Source organism: Curtobacterium sp. MCLR17_058, assembly GCF_003234705.2.
Taxonomy (GTDB): Bacteria; Actinomycetota; Actinomycetes; order Actinomycetales; family Microbacteriaceae; genus Curtobacterium; species Curtobacterium flaccumfaciens.
In genome coordinates, this window is the sequence record NZ_CP126262.1 from 3,167,398 (window position 1) to 3,189,600 (window position 22,203).

Genomic DNA, 22,203 nt, shown 5'->3' on the forward strand with positions numbered 1-22,203 from the left:
TCCTCGACGTGTCCGCAGACGATCAGCGCTCCCGACGAACGATCAGCGGGCGGCGTGCTCCCGGGCCTCCATGGCGTCCCAGGCGAAGCTCGCCAGCCAGTGGGTGGAGTAGTACTCCTCGCCCACGCTCGCGGCGAGACCCGAGGCCAGCAGCCGGTCGGCCGCGTCATCGAGCAGGTCGGCGACGCCGGTGCCGGAGTCGTCCGGACCGGCGGCGCGGAGTGCGTCCGCGATGCGCCGGGCCGATCCCGCCCGCGACAGGTCGAGCCCGAACAGGTGCACCTGCTGCGGGTCGTTCTCGTCCCGGACCACCGTCGACCGCAGGATCGCGTCACCCGGCTGCACCGCGGCGAAGAAGCCGCGGGCCCACGTCGCGAACTCCGGGGCGGGCAGCACCGCCCGCATCAGGTCGGCTTCGGCCAGGCCCGCGGACAGGAAGTCGTGCCCGCTCCGCTCCCAGGCGAACGGCCACCTGGCGTCCGCGCCGAACCAGTCCTTCGCAGCCCCCTCGACCGCAGCCGCCAGGGCCGGACGGTCGAGCGACCGGGCTGCCTCGAGCACGAGCAGCAGCCCGAACGCCGAGTTCGAGTGCACGCCGTGCCGGACGGGGTGCGCGGCCCCGTCGATCCACCGGACGACCAGGTCTTCGAGGACGTCGACGACGGGTGCGAACCCCGGTGCCAGTGCCCGGACGGCGGGCGCCTCGGATGCCGAGACCTCGGCGGCGAGCCGGGCGAGCCAAGCCCAGCCGTAGGGGCGCTCGTAGTGCGGCGTCTCGCGCAGGTAGGCCGCCTCGGTCGCGAGGTGATCCGTCGTGAGGTGCGCCTGCAGGATCGAGGTGAGCCGGGCCTCCAGGTCGGCGGGCAGGCCGTGCGCGACCAGGCGCGCCGCGAGCCAGTGCATGTGCACCGACGAGTGCCAGTCGTACGACGTGGCGAAGGCGGGGTGCAGCTCGACGGGCAGGGCCCGGTCGTCCGGTCCGGACGTCGCGTGGTGCGCGGCGTACGGGTACTCGCGGGTCGTGTTGTCCGCGGCGACGGCCGCGAAGCGGTCGGCCCAGGCGGCCCGGGTCAGGTCGATCGGGGCGGCATCAGAATGCGACAAGGTACATGACTCCCATGTTGACGACGAGCAGGATGGCGGCGGTGGGGATCTGCGCCTTGATCGGGCCGTACTTGTCCCGCATCTCGAGCAGGGCGGCCGGCACCAGGTTGAAGTTCGCGGCCATCGGGGTGACGAGCGTGCCGCAGAAGCCGGCGAGCATGCCGATCGCGAAGATCGCGGCGGGGTTGCCGTCGAAGCCCTGCACCAGGACGGGCCAGCCGATCGCGGCCGTCATGATCGGGAACGCGGCGAACGCGTTGCCCATGATGATCGTGAACAGGGCCATGCCGAGGCAGTAGATGACCACGGCGGCGAGCAGCGAGCCGTCGGGCAGGATCGACTTGATGATGGTGCCGACGGCGTCACCGACCCCCGCCTGGGTGAAGACGATGCCGAGCGTCGAGAGCATCTGCGGCAGCAGCGCCGCCCAGCCGATCGCCTGCAGCAGGCGACCGCCCTCGCGGATCGGGGTGGCGATCCTCGGCGGGCGCAGGACGAACACCGCCACGACGACGGCGAGCACCGAACCGATGCCCAGACCGGTCAGGGTCGCACTGCCCTCGGCGAGGAGCGGTTCGCCACCGAACGAGACGAGCGGCCCGAGCGTCGCGACCAGCACGGCGACCACCGGCACCACGAGGGCCGGGATGAAGAGCCGGTTGCCGTACTTCGTCGCGAACGCGGCGCGCTCGTCCGGGCTGGTGGTGGCGAGCACACTCGTGCTGCCGCTGCCGGCGTCCGTGATCTTCTGCGTCACGCCGGTGGGTTCGGCGGGGCCGGTCTCGGCACCGGTGCCCGCGCCGGGGATGCTCGCGACCCGGGTGCGGCTCGTCGTGCCGGTGAAGCCGAGCCCGGCGAGCGCGACCATCACGAGGACGGCGATCCCGAGCGTCCAGGCCGGCACGGCGCCGGCGGCGACGAAGGTGCCGTAGAAGAACGACAGGCCGAGGATGCCCCAGAACGCCGCGTTGCCCAGGCGCTTCGCGTGCGCGGTGTCGGTGACGATCAGGACGGCGACGGCGATGAAGAACGCGCCGATGAGCCAGTAGAGCCATTCGCTGGTGATCACGCTGCTGCCCCCAGGATCGGAGCGTCGGCACGGGCGTCCGCCGCCATCTTGTCGAGTCGGCGGTCGAACAGCAGCAGGCGTCCGCCGTGCACGATGAGTGCCGCGATGCCCGTCGGGATCGCCCACAGGGCCAGGTCGATCGGTTCGAGCGACAGTCCGTAGGTCGAGTCGACGAACGTCGTGATGAGCAGGATCGAGCCGACGGCGACGAAGACGTCCTCGCCGAAGAACACACCGACCGTGTCGGACGACGCCGAGTAGCCCTTGATCTTCTCGCGCATGCGGTCGTCGATCCGCCCGTACTTCTTGGTCGCCGCACCCTCGGCCATCGGGTAGACCAGCGGGCGCACGGTCTGCGCCGGGCCACCGATGCTCGTCAGGCCGACCGCCGCGGTGACCTGCCGGATCACCAGGTAGCCGGCGAGCAGACGACCGGTCGTGAGCTTGTCGAGCTTCGCGATCAGGCGCTTCGCCTGGTCCTGCAGGCCGTAGCGCTCGATCAGACCGATGACGGGCAGGACGAGCGCGAAGGTCGTGACGGACCGGCTCGAGGCGAACCCGTTGCCGAACGCGTCGAGGATGCCGACGGGACCGATCCCGCCGATGGCCGCGGTCACGATGCCCGCGACCGTGACGACGAGGAGCGCGTTGATGCGCAATGCGAAGCCGACGATGACGACGGCGACGCCGATGAGGACGAACATGCGGGACAGTCTGGACCGCATTGTTCAACAATCGCAAGAGCCGGTTCCGCTCTGTAACACGCCCTTCACAAACGCCACCCGTGCCAGGATCGGTGCCATGACCCGAACCGTCGGCGGCGCTGACTCCACGGCCACGCGGTTGCGCACCATGATCGCGTCGGGTGGGTTCTCCCCCGGGGCGCAGCTGTCCGAGGAGCGGTTGAGCGACCAGCTCGGGGTCTCGCGGAACACCCTGCGCGAGGCCTTCCGGCTGCTCGCCCGCGACCGTCTGGTCGAGCACGTGTTCAACCGCGGGGTGTTCGTCCGCCGGCTCTCCGCCGCCGACGTCACCGATCTCTACGCGGCTCGGCGGGTGCTCGAAGAGGCAGCCGTGCGCGCCTGCACCCCCGACGCACCGGCACTCGCCGAGGCCGCTGCAGCGGTCGCCGACGCCCGGGCAGCAGCGTCCGCGGGCGACTGGGGCGCGGTCGGCACCGCCGACATCCGGTTCCACGCCGAGCTCGTGCGCGCGGTGCCGAGCGAGCGGATCCACGCCCTGATGGACGGCCTGCTCGCCGAGATGCGGCTCGCCTTCCTGACCACCGCCGACCCGGCCTCGTTCCACGCCGACTTCGTCGAACGCAACGACGCGATCGTGTCCGCGTTGCGCGGTGGCGACCAGGACGCCGCCTCGGCGCTGCTCGCCGACTACCTCGACGACGCGGAGCGGACGCTGCGGGTCGCCGCCGGCGCAGCCGACTGAGGGACGGCCAGGAGGCCCGGTGCAGCTCCGCCCCGCACGTCCGGCCCGCGACCGCTCACGCTGATCCCTGCGGACCCCTCGGTCAGGACTTCCCGCCGAGCAGCGCCGTGACCGCGTCGACCACGACCTGGCGACGCCGCGGCGGCGTCACGGCCTGCACCAGCGGCTCGTACTCCGCAGCGGTCGCGCTCCAGAACGCCGCGGTGTGCAGGACGAGCCCGAGGAGCACCGCCGGACGGAACGCCCGCGGCAGGACCCCGGCGCGCTGCGCGTGCTCGACCTCGGCCACCGCGTCGGCGTAGCTCGTCGCGACGGACTCGAGCGGGACGTCGGCACGCTCCAGCCGGTGCCAGGTCGCGAGCCGCTGTGCCCAGGGGCGACGGACGTACGAGTCGTGCACCCGGCCGGCCCAGGCGGCGAGGTCGGCGGTGTCGAGTGGAGCCTCGGCGAACGTCTCGGTCACGGTGTCGGCGACGAGGGCGTCGAACAGCCCCTCCTTGCTGCCGAAGTAGTGGAAGACCTGCGCCTTGTTGCTCGACGCTGCGGCACCGATCCGTTCGACCCTGCCGGCGGCCAGTCCGACCGCGGGGAACTCGTCCCGCGCGGCAAGCAGGAGCCGGGCGCGCATCGCGTCAGCGGCTGGGGGCGTGAATCGGGCCATGGCGACCACCGTACCGATCACGCGGCCCGCAGCGCTGGAGTGCACCGCAGCAGCTTCAGGCCCGCTGTCTCCGCACAGCGCTCCGAAGGACCAGCGCGAGCGTCAACAGGACGCCGGCGACCACGGCCCCCTGGACGAGGTCGGCGAAGCCGCGCTGCAGATCGTCACCGGTGACAAGGATCGCGACGACCAACGCCGCCGTCACCGCGAGCACGATCGACCGGGCTCGCAGGCTTCCGTCGGAGCGACTCACGGCGGCGTGGATCGCCACGAACGGGATCGGGAAGAGCGCGGCGAAGGCAGCCGAGCAGTCGAAGAAGAGGAGGCCGACGAGCAGCCCTGCCCCGAGACCGGTCGACAGCGCCACCCAGTCCGACGTGGAGATCCCGGCCCGCACGGTGCCTCTGCGCCGATGCCGTCCCAGCAAGAGCGGCAGGGCGCAGACGGCGCCACCGACGAGCAGGAACGCCCCCGGATTCCACGACGCCTCGTTCGGAGCGCTCAGCATCGAGGCCCCGAGCGCCATGATGGCGAACAGGATCGCCCGGGCCCCGCTCTGCCCCACGCGCCCAACCGTCCACCGCTGATGTTCCACATCTCGACTCTACTGACCCAGCCCTCGTTCCGCCGAAATACAAATTTCTTGTTCTACGTGCTGGAAGATCAGTAGCGTGAGGTCCTCGGCACAGGCCGGGACTGACATGGGGAGATGACGTTGTCCCGCAATTTCATTGGACGATCTTCGGTAGCGCTCGGAGCGTGCTTGCTCTTCGTGGCAGCTCTTGCCTCGCCAGCAACGGCGGCACAGAACGTCGCGGAGCCAGTCGCCGACGTGGACGTGCACGAACAGGCACGGAAACTCGCTGACCTTTCGCACGCCTACGACTCGAATCAGGCCGGCGGGGGCAACACGGTCAACGGAGAGTTCGCGACGTCACCAGTTGCGTCCTTCCGCTGGAGCTACCGAGGCGTGACGATCGTCGTACCAGCGGGATGCTTCCTCAACATGTCCGTTCGAGGTTCGGGGCTGCGGGTCACGGGGTCGACGACCGCGGTCGAGTGCTACGGCCTCGCTGCGGTCATCCCGGGGATGTTCTGCAACTGGAGCGGCGTCTACCGCTTCAAGGACGTCAACGGGCGGCAGTACGCGCAGGAGACGACGTCGGTGCGTTCAGGCTGCGGACAAGCCGTCTTCAACATCCCCAGCGTCAAGAAGCACACGTTGCGTCCGGGGAGCATGTGCGTCGATTTCCGGAACAACGGCGAAGTACGTGGCCGAACGTGTATGGCGATCTACCGTTGACCGTTCCGGAGCGAGCAACGCCGGCTCGTCTCCGCCGCGTGCTCAGCAGGGTGCTCGCAGCGTGCGCGGTCTTGCTCGGCGTCGCTTGTGTCGTGCTCGTCGTCAATGGATGGCCGCTCTCGGTCGCAGCGGGAGCAGCTGGCCTGAGTGCCTCGGGCTTTGCTGGCATGGCGCACCCGAAGAGCAGGGCAGCACCGGTTGCGTTCCTGGTCTGCGTCGCAGTGATCGGCGCCGCGCTCGTCCTCAACCAGGTACTCGCGTAGTCCGACCGCACGACGACGGTCCGTCCACCGGACGGGAGGCGCGATGCGGGCCCGCACCGTGCCTCCCGTGCGTCATCCGAAGCGACCGTTGACGTAGTCGGCGGTGCGCGGATCCTGCGGTGTCTGGAACATCGCGTCGGTCGGGCCGTGCTCGACGATCGCACCGGGTGTCCCGGCCTCGGCCAGGAAGAACGCGCAGCGGTCGGAGACGCGCTGCGCCTGCTGCATGTTGTGCGTGACGATGACGATCGTCACGTCGGTGGCGAGCTCCGTGATCGTCTGCTCGATGCGCCGGGTCGACGTGGGGTCGAGGGCGGAGCACGGCTCGTCCATCAGGAGCACCCGCGGACGGACGGCGAGCGAACGGGCGATGCAGAGCCGCTGCTGCTGCCCACCTGACAGACCGCCGCCGGGTTGCCGCAGGCGGTCCTTGACCTCGTTCCACAGGCCCGCCTTGGTGAGGGTCTCCTCGACGAGCGCGGCCTTCGCGGCCTTGTCGGGCCGCACGCCCGTCAGGGCGAGTCCTGCGAGCACGTTGTCCTGGATGCTCATCGCGGGGAACGGGTTCGGCTTCTGGAAGACCATGCCGATCTGCCGCCGGGCCTCGGTGATGCGCCGGGACGCGTCGTAGATGTCGACCTCGTCGAGGAGCACCTCACCCGCGAGCGACGCCGTGGGGACGAGCTCGTGCATGCGGTTGAGCGTGCGGAGGAACGTGCTCTTGCCGCAGCCGGACGGTCCGATCAGGGCGGTGACCTGGCCGGCCGGCATGGTCAGCGAGACACGGTCGAGCACCTTGTGGTCGCCGAACCAAGCGGAGACGGATCGGGCGTCGAGCGTCGCGGGCAGGGTCGACGGATCCGGTGCCGGCGGCACACGGTCGAACCAGCTGTCGAACTCGGCGAGGAGGGTTTCGGTTTCTGTTCCGGGCATCGTGGTCTCTTCGGTCACATCAGGTTGGGCAGGAGGACGGTGAGCTGGGACGCCGCGGAGAGCCCGACGGCGAGCACCACCGGGACGGCGACGACGAGTGTCTGCCGACGGCCCCAGAAGCGCATCCCGACCGCGAACAGCGCGACCATGCCGGCCAGGACGATCAGGCCGAGCACCAGGAACGGCCACACCGAGCCGTCACCGGCCATCGTCAGTTCGGCGGGGGCGAGTGCGGCGTAGCCGAACGAGGGCGTCGGGGTCGGAGCGGCCTTCGAGACGAGTTCGGCGTCGACGCGGACGACGGAGTCGGGCAGGAACGGCAGCCCGGCGGCGGAGACCAGGGTGAGCCGACCGTCGTCGGCCTCGAGCGGTGCGGGGACGTGGTCGCCGGTGCGGCGGACGTCGACGACCCGGTACTTCGCGGTCCCCTGCCCGGTCGTCGCGGTGATGAGGGCACCCTTGTCGAGCTGGTCGATGCGACCGAAGGGGCCGCCGTAGGCGGTCTGGCGCCCGTAGACGACGCTCGCGCCGACCTGACCGGGCAGCGGGGTGTCCCGACGGTGGCCGGGGCCGGAGCGGGTGGTCTCCGACGTGGTGCCCTGCAGCACGACCGTGTCGAGGCCGAGCGCCGGCACCCGGACGATCGCGACGGGGGTGCCCTCGGGGACCAGGCGGCCGTCCGTGCCGGTCTGGCCGACGGGGGCGGTGGCGTTGGCGAGCTGGTAGCGGAACGCGTCACGGGCGAGCTGCTGGTCGCGCGAGTACGTGACCTGCGACACGGCCGTGAACTGCAGCGCGAAGCCGACGAGCAACAGCCCGACGACGACGATCGCCGACCCGCTGAACCGCCAGCGGTCGGGGGCGCCGAGGACCGGGATCGCCCGGGCGGCGGGGCCGGCGGACTCGTGGGACCAGCCGCTGACCGGGCGGGTCGGACGCCGGGTGCGGGACGGACGGAGCGCCCGGATCGGCCGCCACGTCCGGACGGCGCGACGGCGGCCGCTCGCGTCCGGTTCGCCGGTGGGTCGCCGGCCCGGCAACCAGGAGGTGAAGCTCGTCATCGATCCGTCCGTCGGGGTGTTCGGGGTGTGGTGTCTTCGGGGGTGGGGTCTTCGGGGTGGGGCACCCGGCCGGTCCTCACGGACCGGCCGGGCGGGGGACTAGCGGGTGATCTTCACCGAGGACGAGGTCCGCGCGGTGTTCCAGAGGGAGTCGCCGCCGTAGACGACGGTCAGCTTGTGCGTGCCGGCCTTGAGACGCGGGAGCGAGACGGTGCCGCGCCCGGTCTTCGACAGCGACACCGAGGCGAGCGTCTTGCTGCCCTCCTTGACGGTGACCTTGCCGGTCGGGACCACGCCGGTGCCGCTCACGGCAACGGTGACCTTGGCGTGGGACTTGGCGGAGACCGACTTGACCTTGCCGGCCTTCACGGTCGGCGCACCCTTGGCGACCTTCACCGTCGACACGGCGCTCGTGGCGACCGTCCCGCCGGCCGTGGCCGGGGTGTAGGTGGCGACGAGGCTGTACGAGGCGCGCTTCGGGACGAACGAGACCGAGGCGGTGGTGGCCCCGGCGGCGACCTTGGCGGTGCCGACGGTCTCCGTGCCGTTCCCGATCGTGACGGTGCCGCCCGTGGCGTTCCCGCCCGTGATCGTCGTGGTGACCTTGGCGGTCTTGCCGACCGTCAGACGCGGAACCGTCATCGTGACGCCGGTCGCGGCCGAGACGGTGACCGTGGACGCCGCCGAGGTGCTCGACGCGACGCCGGCGAGCGCCGGGATGAACAGCGCGTTGACCGAGGCCGTGCCGCTGGGCAGGGTCACCGGGGCGGTGACGCTCTTCGCGCCCTTGGCGATGGTGCCGGTCCCGACGACGGTGGAGCCGTTCAGGAACCGGACCGTGCCGCCGCCGGTGCCGAACGAGTCGACGGAGACGGTGGCGCTGACGGGCTTGCCCGCGACGGCCTTCGCGGGGATCGACAGGGCGGTGGTGCTCAGCGACGCGGGGAAGGCACGCAGCTGGGCGTAGCCGCAGGTGGTGGCGGCGTTGGTCGCCGGCTCCGGCAGGAACCCGTAGGCGGCGATGGTCGCGGTCTGCTTGCAGACGAGCGAGTCCTTGCCGACGAACGCCTTCGCGATCGCGCTGGACGGGTCGTCCGCCAGGCGCGACGGGACGATGTTGTAGACGTCACGGACGAAGCCGGCGTACGCCGGGTTGGTCGCGTAGGCCTTGCCGCTGCCGGTGGTCGCCGCGGTCTGGCTGCCGGCGGTCTTGCCGAGGTCGGCGAGCGTCACGCCGTGGCGACGGTCGGTGACCCCGCCGACGCCGTTGGCCTGCGCCACCCACTGGCTGACCGAGAACGGGGCGATCGCGAGCGTCGAGCCGGTGTCGGCCGCGACGACTGCGGTGCCGTCGTGCTCCTCGATCGGCTTGCCGGCCGAGGTGTCGGAGACGAAGGAGTTCGTGCTCGTGAAGCCCGAGGCGTCGGTCAGACCGAGCTGGCCGAGGAAGTAGCTGCGGGTGCCCGAACCGAACTTGGGCAGGAGCGGCTGGATCTTGGACGCCTTTGTGCCGTCCGGACCCGTCGCGCTGCCGCCCACGGAGTTGTAGGTGCCGTCCGCGTTGAAGTACACGTAGGACACGTCACCGCGGTAGACGTTCCAGAGCGTCGGGGCGGTCTTGGCCTGCGTCCCGTCCCCGATGAAGAAGGGCACCTTCGCCAGCGGGCTGCCCGGCGCGTAGGCGACGTCGACCGCGTCGCGGGCGAACGGCACGTACGCCAGGACGCCGTCGGCCGACTGGTCCTTGGCGGCGGGGCCGCCCGACGAACGGGCGAAGTCGAGCTGGCCGACGACGGACTCGTCGATCGTCGTGCTCGTGCCGTCGGCCAGGGCGACGCCCGACTTGTTGGCGACCGCACCGACGGAGACGAGCAGCTCGTCACGGCCGGCACCGGAGCCGGAGACGCGCGGGATGGCCGCTCCGCCGGATCGCGTGACGACGGTGGGGCCGGCGTTCGTCGCGTCGTACGAAGCGATCTGGTTCCCCCCGACCGCTGCGGCGACGCCGTTCATGACGTCCTGGGTCGTGTCCGAGCCGAGGCCGACGAGCTTGCCGAACGCGTTCCCCGCGGGGTCGGCCTGGGCCGCCGGCACGGAGAGGGCACCGACGATCAGCGCGGCTGCACCGAACGTGACTGCCGACTTGCAGAAGGTGTTGACCTTCATGGCTGGTGTTTCCTTTCGTGGGTTCGACGCTGCCCAGGTGGCAGCGGTCGTGGGTGGAACTCGGTCACACGTGGGCGGCGGCCAGCATCGCCAGCCTCCGGCCACGGCGGATCAGGAACGGCCCCACGCCGAGCGCCGGCAGGCCGGCTCCGAGCGCCGCGGCGAGACCCAGGCGGGTCGCCGCGAGCGGCTGGTCGTGGGTGCGTTGGGTGGGTCCGGACGCCTCGTCGACGTCGTTGGTCGACACGGGAGGCGCGGCGTCGGCCACCGGGTCGACGGTCGCGTCCGGCAGGGTGTCGGTCGACGTCCCCGGGCCGTTGACGGGATCGGTGACGGTCTCCGTCGTGTCGGTGGGCGGTGGGACCGCCCCGTCGGTGCCGGACGCCGTCGGCTCGGTCGGAGCCGCAGCCGCCGGCGGCTTCGGGCACGCCGCAGCGACCGTCCGGGCGTCGGTCAGCCCGGCGGCGACCTGCCCGGCCGCTGCCCGCATGCTGCTCGACAGCGGGACGTAGCCGGCGGGGAGCTCACCCTGCTTCTCCCCCGGTACCTGACCGGCACCGCTCGCGTACCGGATGAAGGTGGCGTAGTCCGAACGCTCCGCCGGGCTCGAGGCGCAGACGTTCACGGCCGCGTAGCTGAGCATGGCCAGCGGGTAGGCCGCCGCGTCACGGTTCGCGGGGTCGGCCACGACGACGCCCGGCACGGTCGACGGCCGCATGGTCGCGATGCCCTTCGTGATCGCCTCGGTGGTCGGAGCGACGGCCTCGCCGGCGGCGTTCACGAGCTTCGCGGTGGGGAGCGCGTACCGGGCGGCCGAGGCCGTGTCGGTGATCGACAGCAGGAATCGGCTCCCCGGCACCTGGGCGCCGAGCGAGGTGTAGCCCTTCGGCTGCCCGAACGGGTTCCAGGAGTCCTTCTGGTTGGGGTCCGCCTTGAGCGTCCGGTAGGCGCCCTCGTGCATGTCGTTCATGTACGGGCGCATGTCGAGGGTGCCGTAGCCGGTCTCGTCCGGGTCGCCGCCCTTCGCGATGGTCAGGTCGGCCTTCGGGAAGCTGTCGATCGTCGTGTCGGTCGCCAGTGACAGCGGGCGGTAGGCGGGGTTGATCCGCATCCCCCACTCGTCCGGGCGCCCGTCGAGGAACGCCGCCGCGACCGGGTCCGCCCGCAGCCACGCCCAGACCCGGGCGTTCGCGTTCGTGTCCCCGAGCGCGACCATCAGTCCGGCCGGGGCGGTGTCGCTCTTCGAGCCGACGAAGGTCGGGTTGAGCGCGAGGAACTCCGGGTCCGTCACGATGCTCGAGGCGTTCGCCGCCACGGTGGGGTCGCCCTTGCCGCGGCCGGGCACGTCCGCCTGGTACGACTGCGTGAGCAACTTCGCGACGAGCCGTGCGTCGAGCGTGAGGTCCTGCGCCTGCAGCCCGTTCCGCGCCTTGGCGGGGGCGTCCGGGTACAGCCGGTAGTCGATCGAGAAGCCGATCACGATCGCCGACTGCGCCACGGGGGCGTACCGGATGGTCGTGTCCGGGGCGGTCGCGGGGTCGAGCGGGGTGTTCACCAGGGCGAGCCGCGATGCCCCGCCTGTCGTCGAGACGATCTGGTGCTGTGCCTCCTCGTCGCCGATCTGCGAGTAGCCGTAGGTGGTGCCGAGTCCGCACAGTGCGGGCTGCCAGGCGGTGACCGCCTCGGTGGCGGGCTCCGAGCCGACCAGGCGCTGCTCCGCGTTGCCGATCGGGCAGGCCTGGGCCACGGACTGGAACCCGAGGGGGAACACGACACGGTTGCGCCAGGCCGATGCCGACAGGGGCGAGCCGGTGACACGACCGGCGGCGGTCGACCCCGCGGTACCGCCGTCGAGGTTGTGGCTGCCGCGCGGCACGATCACGAGCCAGCAGTCCCGCGGCGTCGTCCTTCCGGCAGCCACCCGGTCCTGCCCGCAGCCGAGCTGCGGCGCCTCGAGCCCCGACTGGGTCTCGAAGGTGACCTGGCCGGTGCCGTCGCTCGCGGTGCGCGCGGCCGTGACCTCGTTCGTGGTCGTCGCGTCGAACTGCTTCGACAGCTCCGTCGTGCTCTTCGACAGGGTCCCGTCGACCGACCGGAAGGGCACGCGGTAGGCGCGGAGGAACGGGTTCTCGACGGGCGGGTCGAGCAGCAGGTCGGGGTTCGCGTCCGGTCCGGTCAGGGTCGGGTCCTGCAGCGGGTCGTCCCCGTTCACCAGGTCGCGCTTGGCGGCACCGACGCCGGTCAGGGCCGCGATCGTCGACGACGGAGCGCCCCACTGGCACTGTTCGGGGGACGGTCCGGCCGCCTCGTCGCCCCAGCACTGCATGACCTGGACGTAGTCGGTGGCGTACTCACTCGGCGAGGTCGGCTTCGCACCGGTCCAGCTCACCGTGACGCCCTGGTCGGTGAGTTCGCGGGTCTGGCTGACCGTGAACGACATCTTCGAGAAGTCGGCCGCGTCGGGGTCGGGCGTGGTGGTCGATCCGCCCGGACCGAGGGCGGCCTGCGCGTCGACCCACGACTTGGTCACCGCGGACGAGGGCGTGGCCGACGGCGCGGTGGCCGACGCCGGGATCGTGGCGACGAGCAACGACCCGGCGATGGTCGAGGTGACGGCACCGAAGACGAGGGCCGCGGAACCGAGTCGGACGAGGTGCTGGTTCTTCACTTCTGGGTCCTCCGTCGGGACACGAGCACGCCGATCAGCGGGGGCAGCAGGACCACGCCCAGCAGTGCGGCCACGGCGCAGAGCATCAGGGTGCGGGTCGGCGTCCAGCCGTCGGCCGCGTCGACCTCGACCGGCAGGGCGGCCACGTTCTGGCACACACCGCTGTCGGCGTCGCACTGCACGGGCGAGCCGTTGTTCAGTGCGGGCACCGCGCCGGTGCCACCGCTGCCGGTGCTGCCGCCGGAGAGCTCCGTCGACCCGCTCCCGGATCCCGAACCGGATCCGCCCGAGCCGCCGGAACCGGAACCCCCGGACCCGCTGCCCTTCGCACCGGTCCCCGAACCGCCGCCGGAGCCCGAGCCGGAGCCCCCGGCCGCCCCGGCACCGCCACCGGAACCGCCCGCGCCACCACCGGACGCGCCACCGCTCTGGGTCGGCGTCGTGGTGCCCTTCGCCCCGCCGGTGCCCGTGTTGCACTGGGTCGCGCCGAGCTTGTCGCACGCGGGCGGCTGCGGTGCCTTGACGGCGAGGGTGTTCTTGCCGTCGGCGGAGAACGTCGGGTTGTTGCACTTCCGGATGTCGATCTTCTTCGCCTCGACACCGGGGATGCGCCGCACCTGGTCGAGTCCGGCCTGCACCAGGTTGATCGGCAGTGGCGAGTAGCCGAGCACCTCGGCCTGCTGCTGCCCCTCGCACAGGAAGTAGTAGTCGAACGCCCCGAGGGTCTTGCCCTTCGCCGGGGTCAGGCTCGCGTCCGTGGTCGTCGGCACCACCATGTAGGAGTACGACGACAGCGGGTAGGTGCGGGCGTCGGGGTTGTCGTAGACGCCGTCGAGGATCTGCGTCAGGTACGACGACGACCGCTTGTCCTGGTTGATCTTCGCGCCGAGCAGGCCCACCGCGACGTTCGAGGCGGTCGGTTCGACGTAGTAACCGGCCTTGTTCAGCACCTTCGCCACCGGGTAGCCGGTCTTCAACGCGTAGGAGTACTCGACGTACGTGATCGTGCCGACGTTGGCCTTCTGGGCGACGTAGCCGGACACGCCCTGCGAGTTCGGCTGGGCGATGAACCCCTTGCCGGCGACCGTCGGGTAGTTCGACGTGATGCCGCACGGCAGCGGCCGGCCCGCCTGCTTGCAGTACGCGTTCCACTCGGACGGGTACTTCTTGCTCATCCAGGTGGTGAACTGCGCGGTCGACCCGGACCCGTCGGACCGGACGACCGGCACGACGCGGCGCTTCGGCAGGTCGAGCCCGGGGTTGTCGGCCTTGACCTTCGGGTCGTCCCAGCTCGTGATCTTGCCGGTGAAGATGCCCGCGAGCACCGGGCCGGACAGCCGCAGGTTGGTGATCTGCTTGCCACCGGCGCTGAGGTTGTACATGAACGACGTGCCACCGGCGACGATCGGCATGTACGCGTAGCCGACCGTCGGCGGGACGTCGGTGACCCCACCGTCCTTGATGCCGTACGGGATCTCGGAGACGGCGAAGTCGACCGTGCCCGCCTTGAACTGGTTGCGGCCGTCGGAGGACCCGGTGCTGGCGTACCGGACCTTCATCCCGTACTGCTGCACGTTCACGGCCCACTGCTGGATCGCGACGGAGCTCCACGACGAGCCGGCGCCCGAGATGGGCACGTAGGACTCGCCCGCGTCGGCCGCGGTGGCGGGGAGGATCGACAGGGCCAGTGCGGCGGCGGCCAGGACCGCGCCCATCAGGCGTGTTCTGCGGGGTCTCACGAGGGGTCCTTCTGGGAGGCGTCGGCGGGGAACGGGTGGACGTAGCGGCGGGCATGCCTGCGGACGAAACGGCCGACGGGGCGCCAGACCGGTTCGGCGACGGCGACACCGCGCAGGACCAGGCGACCGAGCGCCCGGAACCGGTCGTTGCGGCGCTCGCGGGTGGCGACGGTCTGCGACCCGATCACACGGGCGATCACGAAGAGCACCAGCACGAGGAACATCAGGACCGCGGCCGCGCCGAAGCCGCGGGCGATCATGTTCGGTTCGGGCGACTTGACGAACTCGAAGATCGCCAGGGGCAGCGAGATCATCGGGCCGCTCGTCGGGTCGAGGTTCAGGTCGGGCGCGAAGCCGGCGGTCAGCAGCACCGGGCTCGTCTCACCGATGCCGCGCGCGGTGGCGAGGATGATCGCGGTGACCAGGCCGGAGCGGGACGTCGGCAGCACGACCCGCCACACCGTCTGCCACTGACCGGCACCGAGCCCGATCGACGCCTCCTTCAGCGTCGACGGCACTAGGCGGAGCACGACGTCGGCGGACCGGATCATGATCGGCAGCATCATCACGCTGATCGCCAGGGACGCCGCGAACCCGGACTTGTCGAAGCCGAGCCCGACGATGACGCTCGCGTAGATGAAGAGCCCCGCGACGATCGAGGGCAGCGCGGTCATCGCCTCGACGATGGTGCGGACGAACCGGGCGAAGGGTCCGGGCACCTCGGTCAGGAACAGCGCCGTGGTCACGCCGAGCGGCACCGTGATCACGAGCGCGATCGAGATCTGGATGAGTGACCCCGCGATGGCGTGCAGCACCCCGCCGGAGGTCATCGGGTCGAGCGGCCCGGTGAGCGCCATGTCCTGCGTGTAGAAGTTCCAGTGCGGCAGCGCCTTGGTGGCCCGGATCACGCTGAACGAGACGACGAACACCAGCGTGGCCACCACGACGAACGCCAGCGAGTGCACCGCGGCGGAGACGACCCGGTCACGGACCACGGCCGCGCTCTCGTTGGTGGCGACGAGGAGCGCGTAGAACACCAGGAACATCACGTAGGCGACGGCCGCGAAGGCGATCGGGCCGGAGACCGGGGCGAGTTCGGTGAACACGATCGACGTGACCGAGACCGAGGCGACCGCGGCACCGACGACGCAGAGCACGTCGCTGATCCGGGTGCCGCTGAACCGGCGCTCCTCGGGCCCACGGGCCGGCTCGGACTCCCGCTCGAGCCGCGGCAGGACCGTGCCGGAGCCAGAGCCCGAGGGCGTCGACACCGTCACCGGGCTGACCGGGACGGGCGTCGACAGGGGGACGGTGGGCAGGGGTGACGTGACGCCCGACGGCGCCTGGGTGGTGTCGGTCATGGCTAGCTGCTCGCTCCCGAACGCGATCGGGCGACCACGGCGGACGCGGCGAAGTTGATGCACAGCGTCATCAGGAACAGCGTCAGACCCGCTGCCATGAGTGCCGACATGCCGAAGGGTGTCGCGTCGCCGTACCGCAGGGCGATCAACGAGGAGACCGAGCTCGCCCCGGCCTGCAGGATGTGCGGCTGGATGACGAACACCGGCGAGATGATCATGTAGACGGCGATGGTCTCGCCCAGCGCCCGGCCCAGACCGAGCATCGTCCCGCCGATGATGCCGCCCCGGCCGAACGGCAGCACGACCGAGCGGATCATCCCCCACCGCGTCGACCCGAGCGCAAGCGCCCCCTCACGCTCACCGAGCGGGGCCTGCGAGAACACCTCGCGCATGATCGAGGTGACGATCGGCGTGATCATCAGCCCGACGACGATGCCCGCGATGAACGTCGAGGCCGTGTACGCGGTCGGCGACGCGAGCGGGTCGTCGAGGTCGACGCCCGACACCGAGAAGAGCGGGATCCAGCCGAACCACTGCGAGATCCACCGCGACACCGGCGTGATCTGCGACTGCAGGAAGAAGAAGCCCCAGAGCCCGTACACGACGCTCGGGATCGCGGCCATCAGGTCGACGAGCCCGATGAACGCCTTGCGGATCCGCAGGGGTGCGTACTCGGTGATGTACAGCGCGGTGCCGAGCGAGAGCGGCAGGGCGAACGCGATCGCGACGGCGGCGATCAGGACCGTGCCGACCAGCACGGCGGCGATGCCGAACCGGTGGGCGTCGGGGTCCCAGGCCTGCGTGGTGAGGAACCCGAACCCGGCGACGCGCAGTGCCTCGGCGGCCCGGACGGCCAGGAACAGCCCGACGAGCAACATGATCGCGAGGACGGTGACACCGCCGGCACGGGCGATGTTCCGGAACCTGACGTCCGATGGGTCCCGCACGACCGTGAGCAGGCGGGGCGAATCTGTGGACAACGGCATCCTTCGGAATCCGGGGCAGCAGGTCGGGTGCGCCGGGGGATGCTGCGCTCCCGTTCCGGCGGGCATCACCTTGGCAGTCGCTCGACCAACGAAGGCCCCTCAGCCGGCGTCCAGGAAACGGCTCAGAAGTGAACAGACGGGTTTCCTGAGCGGATCGCAAGCTTCGTGTGGTCGCCACACCCTCCGTTCGGGGGCGGACGGAGCAGTCCGGGGTACAGCGATCGGGGCACAACCCCGATGCGCCACAGAACCCCAGATCGGAAGGTGGTTCGTTCCCGGAACAAATATTTCCTCACACTCACGCGTGTGCCCCTCCCCACCAGGCGAACGTCCAGGCGAAGGACCCGGAAGGCCGCTCCGAGCTTCCTGTCACTCCTGCCGAAAGCAGCCGGCCGACGAAACCGTGCGCACAGCAGTCGGATCCCCGCGCGAGCGCCGTGACGACGCACGATTCCACCGCAGATGGGCAACTTTGCGTCCCCCGAACTTCCCTAGGCTCGAGACGATCCGGTAACGCGCACCACTCGTCCGCAGATCCGCGGCCGACCCCGATGACGGGAGGTTCGACATGTCCCAGTTCGCCCAGAAGATCTCGCAGGACGCCATCGTCGGAGAGCCCGAGGTCGTCGAGGACCACCTGTCGGTGCGCGAGATCGCCGCCCACCCCGCCTGGCTCCGGCTCAAGCGTTCAGTCGTCGCCCTGCAGGCCCTGCAGACGCGGGACGGCTCCGTCCCCGAACCGTCCGACCACGCCGCTGCCGCCGGACACGTCGCGGTGATCGTGCCGGCCGTCGCCGAGCTTGCACCGCACTTCCCGCACGACGCCGCGTTCCTGCAGGTGCTGCAGCTCGACTTCGCACGCTGGCAGGAGCAGGGCTTCGGGGTCCCCGACTTCCTCGACTCCCTCACCGCGTTCCAGCCGCAGCAGCACCGCGTCGACGGGCTCGGCCACCTGGTCGTGTTCCCGATGGTCACGCAGAACGGCAGCACCTCGCGGTTCGTCGAGGCGCTCCTGGTCGAGGTCATCTGGCCGGACTTCATCGCCGAGCTCGAGGCCGGCGACCACGGCAACGCGTTGTTCGTCGCGCTGCGATTCGTCGACTTCACCCCGGGGTACGACACGAACTCGGCGGTGCTGTTCCCCGAGACCGTCGCGATGCGCTCGATCCCCGCCTTCACGTGGGGCGCGATCTTCCAGGACCGCGAGGCCGCCCGCTACCGCCGGGTCGTCCGTGCCGCCGCCGACGTCACCAAGCTCGAGCTGCCGGCCGAGGCCGCTGCGATGCTCGACGACCAGCAGCTGACCGAGCGGGTCTTCGTGATGTGGGACATCATCCACGACCGCTCGCACATGCGCGGGGACCTGCCCTTCGACCCGTTCATGATCAAGCAGCGGATGCCGTTCTTCCTCTACTCGCTCGAGGAGCTCCGCTGCGACCTGACCGCGTTCCGGGAGTCCGTGCGTCTGGAACGCGAGCTGTCCGCCGGACCAGACACGGGCCTCCAGGACGCGCAGCGCGCCATCCGCGACCACGCGCGCCTGGTGCAGTACGCGGTCGTCTTCGACCGCGTCTTCCGCTTCGCGATCACCGGCAGCCGCGTCCGCAACTACGACGGACTCGGCGGCCAGCTGCTCTTCGCCTGGATGCACCAGCACGGCGTCCTGCACTGGACGGACACGCAGCTGACGATCGACTGGCCCGAGGTGCCGGACGTGATCATCGCCCTGAGCGACGAGATCAACGAGCTCTACCGGCGCTCGATCGACCGGCCGAAGTCGGCGCACTGGCTCGCCGCGTACGAGATGCTGACCCGCACGCTCACGCCGCACCCGGCGTCGAAGTGGGCGCGTGGCCTGCCCGACGAGACGCTCGCCGGTCCGCCGCGCGGCTACACCGATGCGGTGCTCGACGACGAGTTCCCGCTGTCGATGTTCTACGAGGCCCTCGACAAGAAGATGGCGACCGTCATCGCGTCCACGGCCGGCATCACCGGCACCACGGACGCCGAGCTCGTCGCCGAGGCCGCCGCGTGACCGACGGCTCGGTGGCCGGTCGCCTGGTGCTGATCGCCGGTGCGACCAGTGCCAGCGGCGCAGCCGTCGCGCGCGCACTCACCGCCGCCGGTGCGGCCGTCGTCGCGGTCGGCACCAGACCCGACGCCCTGGAGGCCCTGCGCGCGTCCGTCCCGGGCGTCACGACGCGCACGTGCGACCTGTCGGACCTCGGTGCGGTCACCGCGTTGGCCGACGACGTCCGCGCGGACGCCGGCCGAGTCGATGGACTGGTCCACCTGGTCGGCGGGTGGCGCGGCGGTGGCAGCATCGTCGGCCAGTCCGACGCGGACTGGGACTTCTTCGACCGCGCCTTCCGGACCCTGCGGAACACGACCCGGGTCTTCCACGACGACCTGGTGGCGTCCCCGGCCGGACGGCTCGCGTTCGTGTCGTCCACCGCGGTCGACTCCCCCACCGCCGGCGCCGCGAACTACGCGGCGGCGAAGGCCGCGTCCGACGCCTGGGTCCGGGCCGTCGCGCAGGGGTTCCGGAAGGAGGCACCGGAGACCGCCGCGGCCGCCGTGTTCGTCGTCGGTGCACTGTCCGGCCTCGAGGAGCGGCTCGGCACCGAGGTCGTCCGGCTCTGGGACACCCCAGCAGCCGATGTCAACGGCGCCCGCATCCCGCTCACAGCGCCTGACCCCTCGAACCTAGGATGAACGCGTGACCCTCCGACTGCACGACCTGGACCTGCGGGGCTTCGCCTCGGACAACTACGCCGGCGTCCACCCCGAAATCCTCGCCGCCATCGCCGCGGCCAACGACGGCCACCAGATCGCCTACGGCGAGGACGTCTACACCGCACGTCTCAACGAGGTGATCCGCGAGCACTTCGGGTCGCAGGCCGAGGCGTTCCCGGTGTTCAACGGCACCGGCGCGAACGTCGTCGGGCTGCAGTCGATGCTGCCGCGGTGGGGAGCGGTCGTGTGCACCGCGACCGCGCACATCCACACCGACGAAGCCGGTGCGCCCGAGCGCGTCGCCGGCATCAAGCTCCTGCCCGTCGAGGCACCCGACGGCAAGCTGACGCCCGAGCTCATCGACCGCGAGGCCTGGGGCTGGGGCGACGAGCACCGCGCCCAGCCGCTCGTCGTGTCGATCACGCAGACCACCGAACTCGGCACCGCGTACACGGTGGACGAGGTCCGGACGATCGCCGACCACGTCCACTCGCTCGGCATGAAGCTGCACATGGACGGCGCCCGCATCTCGAACGCCGCGGCGTCCCTCGGGGTGCCCCTGCGCGACTTCACCACCGACGCCGGTGTCGACGTGCTGAGCTTCGGCGGGACGAAGAACGGCATGCTCTACGGCGAGGCGATCGTCGTGCTGAACCCCTCGGCGTCCGAGGGGTTGCACTACCTGCGCAAGATGAACATGCAGCTCTCGTCGAAGATGCGGTTCGTCTCCGCGCAGCTCATCGCCCTGCTCAGCGACGACCTGTACCTGCGCTCCGCCGGGCACGCCAACGCGATGGCCGCCCGACTGCGCGGTGCGCTGGAGGCCGGCATCGCCGACGGCAGCATCCGGGGTGTCGGCTTCAGCCAGCAGACCCAGGCGAACGGCGTCTTCGCGACCCTGCCCGCCGGGGTGGCCGACCGGCTGCGGAAGCACTTCCGGTTCTACGACTGGGACGCCAGCCGCAACGAGGTGCGGTGGATGTGCGCGTACGACACCTCGGAGCAGGACATCGACGACTTCGTCGCGGCCCTGACGCGGGAGCTCGACGCCGCCTGAGCCGGCACCGTCCGGTCAGGCGCGCACCGGTCCGGCGCGCGCCGGGCCGGTACCGGCGGTCGGTTCACCCGAACGGGATGACCCGCACCACGATCGCCACCACGAGCATCGCCATCGCGACCACGGCCGCCCGCCACAGCACCTTCCGGTGGTGGTCGCCGAGGTTCACGTTGGCCAACGACACCAGCAGCAGGATCGCGGGGACGAGCGGGCTCTGCATGTGCACCGGCTGCCCGACGACCGAGGCCCGCGCCATCTCGGCCGGCGTGATCCCGTACGCCGAAGCGCTCTCGGACAGCACCGGCAGGATCCCGAAGTAGAACGCGTCGTTGCTCATGAAGAACGTCAGCGGCATGCTCAGCACACCGGTGATGCCCGCCAGGTACGGGCCCATCGAGTCCGGGATCACCGCGACGAGCCAGTCGGCCATCGCCGCGACCATCCCCGTACCGTCGAGCACCCCGATCAGCACCCCGGCGGCGAACACCATCGACACGACACCGACGATGCTCGGGGCGTGCGCCACGATCTGCGCGGTCTGCTGCTTGAGCTGCGGGAAGTTCACGAGCAGGGCGATCGCCGTGCCGATCATGAACACGAAGTGCAGCGGCAGGAGCCCCAGCACGAGCGCCACCATCACCGCGACGGTCAGCGCCAGGTTGAACCAGATCCGCTTCGGCCGAAGGGTCGGACGGTTCGGGTCGAGCATCGTCTCGGCCATGGTGCCGGTCCCCGTGCCGCCCTCGTCCCCCGCACCCGCGCCGTCCACACCTTCGCCGTCCGCACGCCGACCGTCGGCCTTCCCGCCGCGCAGTCCGAGCGCGACCGTGGGGCTCGTGAACATCCCGCCGCCGGTCCCGCCCACCGCCGCGAGCACCCGTGAACCGGCCCGAGCATTCGCCCGTTCCGGCACCCGCGCACCCCGCGAGGCCTCGGTGAACTCGATCAGCCCGAGGCGCTTCCGCTCCCGCAGGCCCATCGTCCACGCGAACGTGAAGCACAGCAGCAGCCCCACCACGAGCGACGGCACGAGGGGCACGAAGATGTCCGTCGGATCGATCTTCAGCGCGGCGGCGGCACGGGCGGTGGGACCGCCCCACGGCACGATGTTGAGCGTTCCGTTCGTCAGACCCGCCACACACGTCATCACGACCGGGCTCATGCCGAGCTTCAGGTAGATCGGCAGCATCGCCGCCGTGACCACGATGAACGTCGTCGAGCCGTCCCCGTCGAGCGAGACCGCACCGGCCAGCAGAGCCGTCCCGAGCACGATCTTCGCCGGGTCGTTGCCGGTCACCCGCAGGATGAACCGGACGAGCGGGTCGAACAGGCCGACGTCGATCATCAGCCCGAAGTACATGATCGCGAACATCAGGAGCGCGGCCGTCGGTGCCAGCGTGCCGATCGCCTCGGTCACCATGTCGCCGAGTCCCAGACCCGCCCCGGCGAACAGCCCGAACACGGTCGGCACGATGATCAGCGCGAGCATGGGCGACATGCGCTTGGTCATGATCAGGACCATGAAGGTCAGGACCATCGCGTACCCGAGGATGACGAGCATCAGGACTCCTTCGTCCGTGTCTGGCAGTCCGGGCACGCTACGACCCAGCCTGGAGGCGCGGCGCGCTTCTGCACATTGGCGCACCATCG

The 22,203-nt window shown here is 71.0% G+C and carries 18 protein-coding genes; 5 read left to right on the top strand and 13 right to left on the bottom strand.

The genetic code is table 11. The features are described from left to right. Nucleotides 1-42: 42 nt before the first annotated feature. Genes DEJ11_RS14940 through DEJ11_RS14950 form a run of 3 tightly spaced genes read right to left on the bottom strand, consistent with a single transcriptional unit; the run spans nt 43 to nt 2,877 of the window. Nucleotides 43-1,104 carry a DUF2891 family protein gene (locus tag DEJ11_RS14940; protein ID WP_258375559.1) on the bottom strand — a complete coding sequence of 354 codons (1,062 nt, stop codon included), beginning with the start codon at nt 1,102-1,104 and terminating at the stop codon, nt 43-45. Further along, nucleotides 1,091-2,173 (bottom strand): DUF979 domain-containing protein, encoded by a 1,083-nt coding sequence (locus DEJ11_RS14945; RefSeq protein WP_111105157.1) that lies wholly within the window; start codon nt 2,171-2,173, stop codon nt 1,091-1,093. Before DEJ11_RS14945 ends, DEJ11_RS14940 begins: the two co-directional genes overlap by 14 nt. Further along, nucleotides 2,170-2,877, bottom strand: coding sequence for a DUF969 domain-containing protein (locus tag DEJ11_RS14950; protein WP_111105158.1), 708 nt, complete (start codon nt 2,875-2,877; stop codon nt 2,170-2,172). Before DEJ11_RS14950 ends, DEJ11_RS14945 begins: the two co-directional genes overlap by 4 nt. A 97-nt stretch (nt 2,878-2,974) precedes the next feature. On the opposite strand from DEJ11_RS14950, the gene DEJ11_RS14955 reads away from it, so the two are divergent. Further along, nucleotides 2,975-3,619: a GntR family transcriptional regulator gene (locus tag DEJ11_RS14955; RefSeq protein WP_111024726.1), complete on the top strand. Its 645-nt coding sequence runs from the start codon at nt 2,975-2,977 to the stop codon at nt 3,617-3,619. 82 nt (nt 3,620-3,701) lie between these two features. On the opposite strand, the gene DEJ11_RS14960 is transcribed toward DEJ11_RS14955, so the two are convergent. Beyond that, complete coding sequence (locus DEJ11_RS14960) at nt 3,702-4,280, bottom strand: TetR/AcrR family transcriptional regulator (RefSeq protein WP_146250109.1); 579 nt, start codon at nt 4,278-4,280, stop codon at nt 3,702-3,704. 55 nt (nt 4,281-4,335) lie between these two features. Further along, nucleotides 4,336-4,806: a hypothetical protein gene (locus DEJ11_RS14965; protein WP_146250110.1), complete on the bottom strand. Its 471-nt coding sequence runs from the start codon at nt 4,804-4,806 to the stop codon at nt 4,336-4,338. A 237-nt stretch (nt 4,807-5,043) separates the two neighbouring features. Between DEJ11_RS14965 and DEJ11_RS14970 the strand changes: the two genes are divergently transcribed. Further along, a complete protein-coding gene (locus DEJ11_RS14970) occupies nt 5,044-5,583 on the top strand; it encodes a hypothetical protein (protein ID WP_146250111.1) in 540 nt (179 codons plus the stop codon). A gap of 335 nt (nt 5,584-5,918) precedes the next feature. On the opposite strand, the gene DEJ11_RS14975 is transcribed toward DEJ11_RS14970, so the two are convergent. The 7 genes from DEJ11_RS14975 to pstC form a co-directional block, all read right to left on the bottom strand. After that, on the bottom strand, nt 5,919-6,695 hold the full coding sequence (locus DEJ11_RS14975) for a phosphate ABC transporter ATP-binding protein (protein WP_220038348.1): 777 nt from the start codon (nt 6,693-6,695) through the stop codon (nt 5,919-5,921). A 98-nt stretch (nt 6,696-6,793) separates the two neighbouring features. Further along, complete coding sequence (locus DEJ11_RS14980) at nt 6,794-7,840, bottom strand: sortase (RefSeq protein ID WP_111105162.1); 1,047 nt, start codon at nt 7,838-7,840, stop codon at nt 6,794-6,796. A gap of 99 nt (nt 7,841-7,939) precedes the next feature. After that, a complete protein-coding gene (locus DEJ11_RS14985) occupies nt 7,940-10,006 on the bottom strand; it encodes an Ig-like domain repeat protein (protein WP_111104380.1) in 2,067 nt (688 codons plus the stop codon). A 64-nt stretch (nt 10,007-10,070) separates the two neighbouring features. After that, nucleotides 10,071-12,674 carry a hypothetical protein gene (locus tag DEJ11_RS14990; RefSeq protein WP_181440875.1) on the bottom strand — a complete coding sequence of 868 codons (2,604 nt, stop codon included), beginning with the start codon at nt 12,672-12,674 and terminating at the stop codon, nt 10,071-10,073. Continuing rightward, complete coding sequence (gene pstS / locus DEJ11_RS14995) at nt 12,671-14,413, bottom strand: phosphate ABC transporter substrate-binding protein PstS (protein WP_258375498.1); 1,743 nt, start codon at nt 14,411-14,413, stop codon at nt 12,671-12,673. The genes DEJ11_RS14990 and pstS overlap by 4 nt, the downstream gene beginning before the upstream one ends. Beyond that, entirely contained in the window at nt 14,410-15,774 is a 1,365-nt protein-coding gene (gene pstA, locus DEJ11_RS15000) for a phosphate ABC transporter permease PstA (RefSeq protein WP_111104386.1), read from the bottom strand. The genes pstS and pstA overlap by 4 nt, the downstream gene beginning before the upstream one ends. 2 nt (nt 15,775-15,776) lie before the next feature. Then, nucleotides 15,777-16,760 carry a phosphate ABC transporter permease subunit PstC gene (gene pstC / locus DEJ11_RS15005; protein ID WP_111039792.1) on the bottom strand — a complete coding sequence of 328 codons (984 nt, stop codon included), beginning with the start codon at nt 16,758-16,760 and terminating at the stop codon, nt 15,777-15,779. Nucleotides 16,761-17,328: 568 nt separating this feature from the next. On the opposite strand from pstC, the gene DEJ11_RS15010 reads away from it, so the two are divergent. Genes DEJ11_RS15010 through DEJ11_RS15020 form a run of 3 tightly spaced genes read left to right on the top strand, consistent with a single transcriptional unit; the run spans nt 17,329 to nt 20,553 of the window. Beyond that, a complete protein-coding gene (locus tag DEJ11_RS15010) occupies nt 17,329-18,795 on the top strand; it encodes a DUF6421 family protein (RefSeq protein ID WP_111104388.1) in 1,467 nt (488 codons plus the stop codon). Beyond that, entirely contained in the window at nt 18,792-19,475 is a 684-nt protein-coding gene (locus DEJ11_RS15015; RefSeq protein ID WP_111104390.1) for an SDR family NAD(P)-dependent oxidoreductase, read from the top strand. Before DEJ11_RS15010 ends, DEJ11_RS15015 begins: the two co-directional genes overlap by 4 nt. Nucleotides 19,476-19,479: 4 nt before the next feature. Next, complete coding sequence (locus DEJ11_RS15020) at nt 19,480-20,553, top strand: threonine aldolase family protein (protein WP_071245082.1); 1,074 nt, start codon at nt 19,480-19,482, stop codon at nt 20,551-20,553. Nucleotides 20,554-20,617: 64 nt separating this feature from the next. Here DEJ11_RS15020 and DEJ11_RS15025 read toward each other — a convergent pair whose 3' ends face one another. Then, complete coding sequence (locus DEJ11_RS15025; protein ID WP_111104392.1) at nt 20,618-22,114, bottom strand: CitMHS family transporter; 1,497 nt, start codon at nt 22,112-22,114, stop codon at nt 20,618-20,620. Nucleotides 22,115-22,203 lie beyond the last annotated feature (89 nt).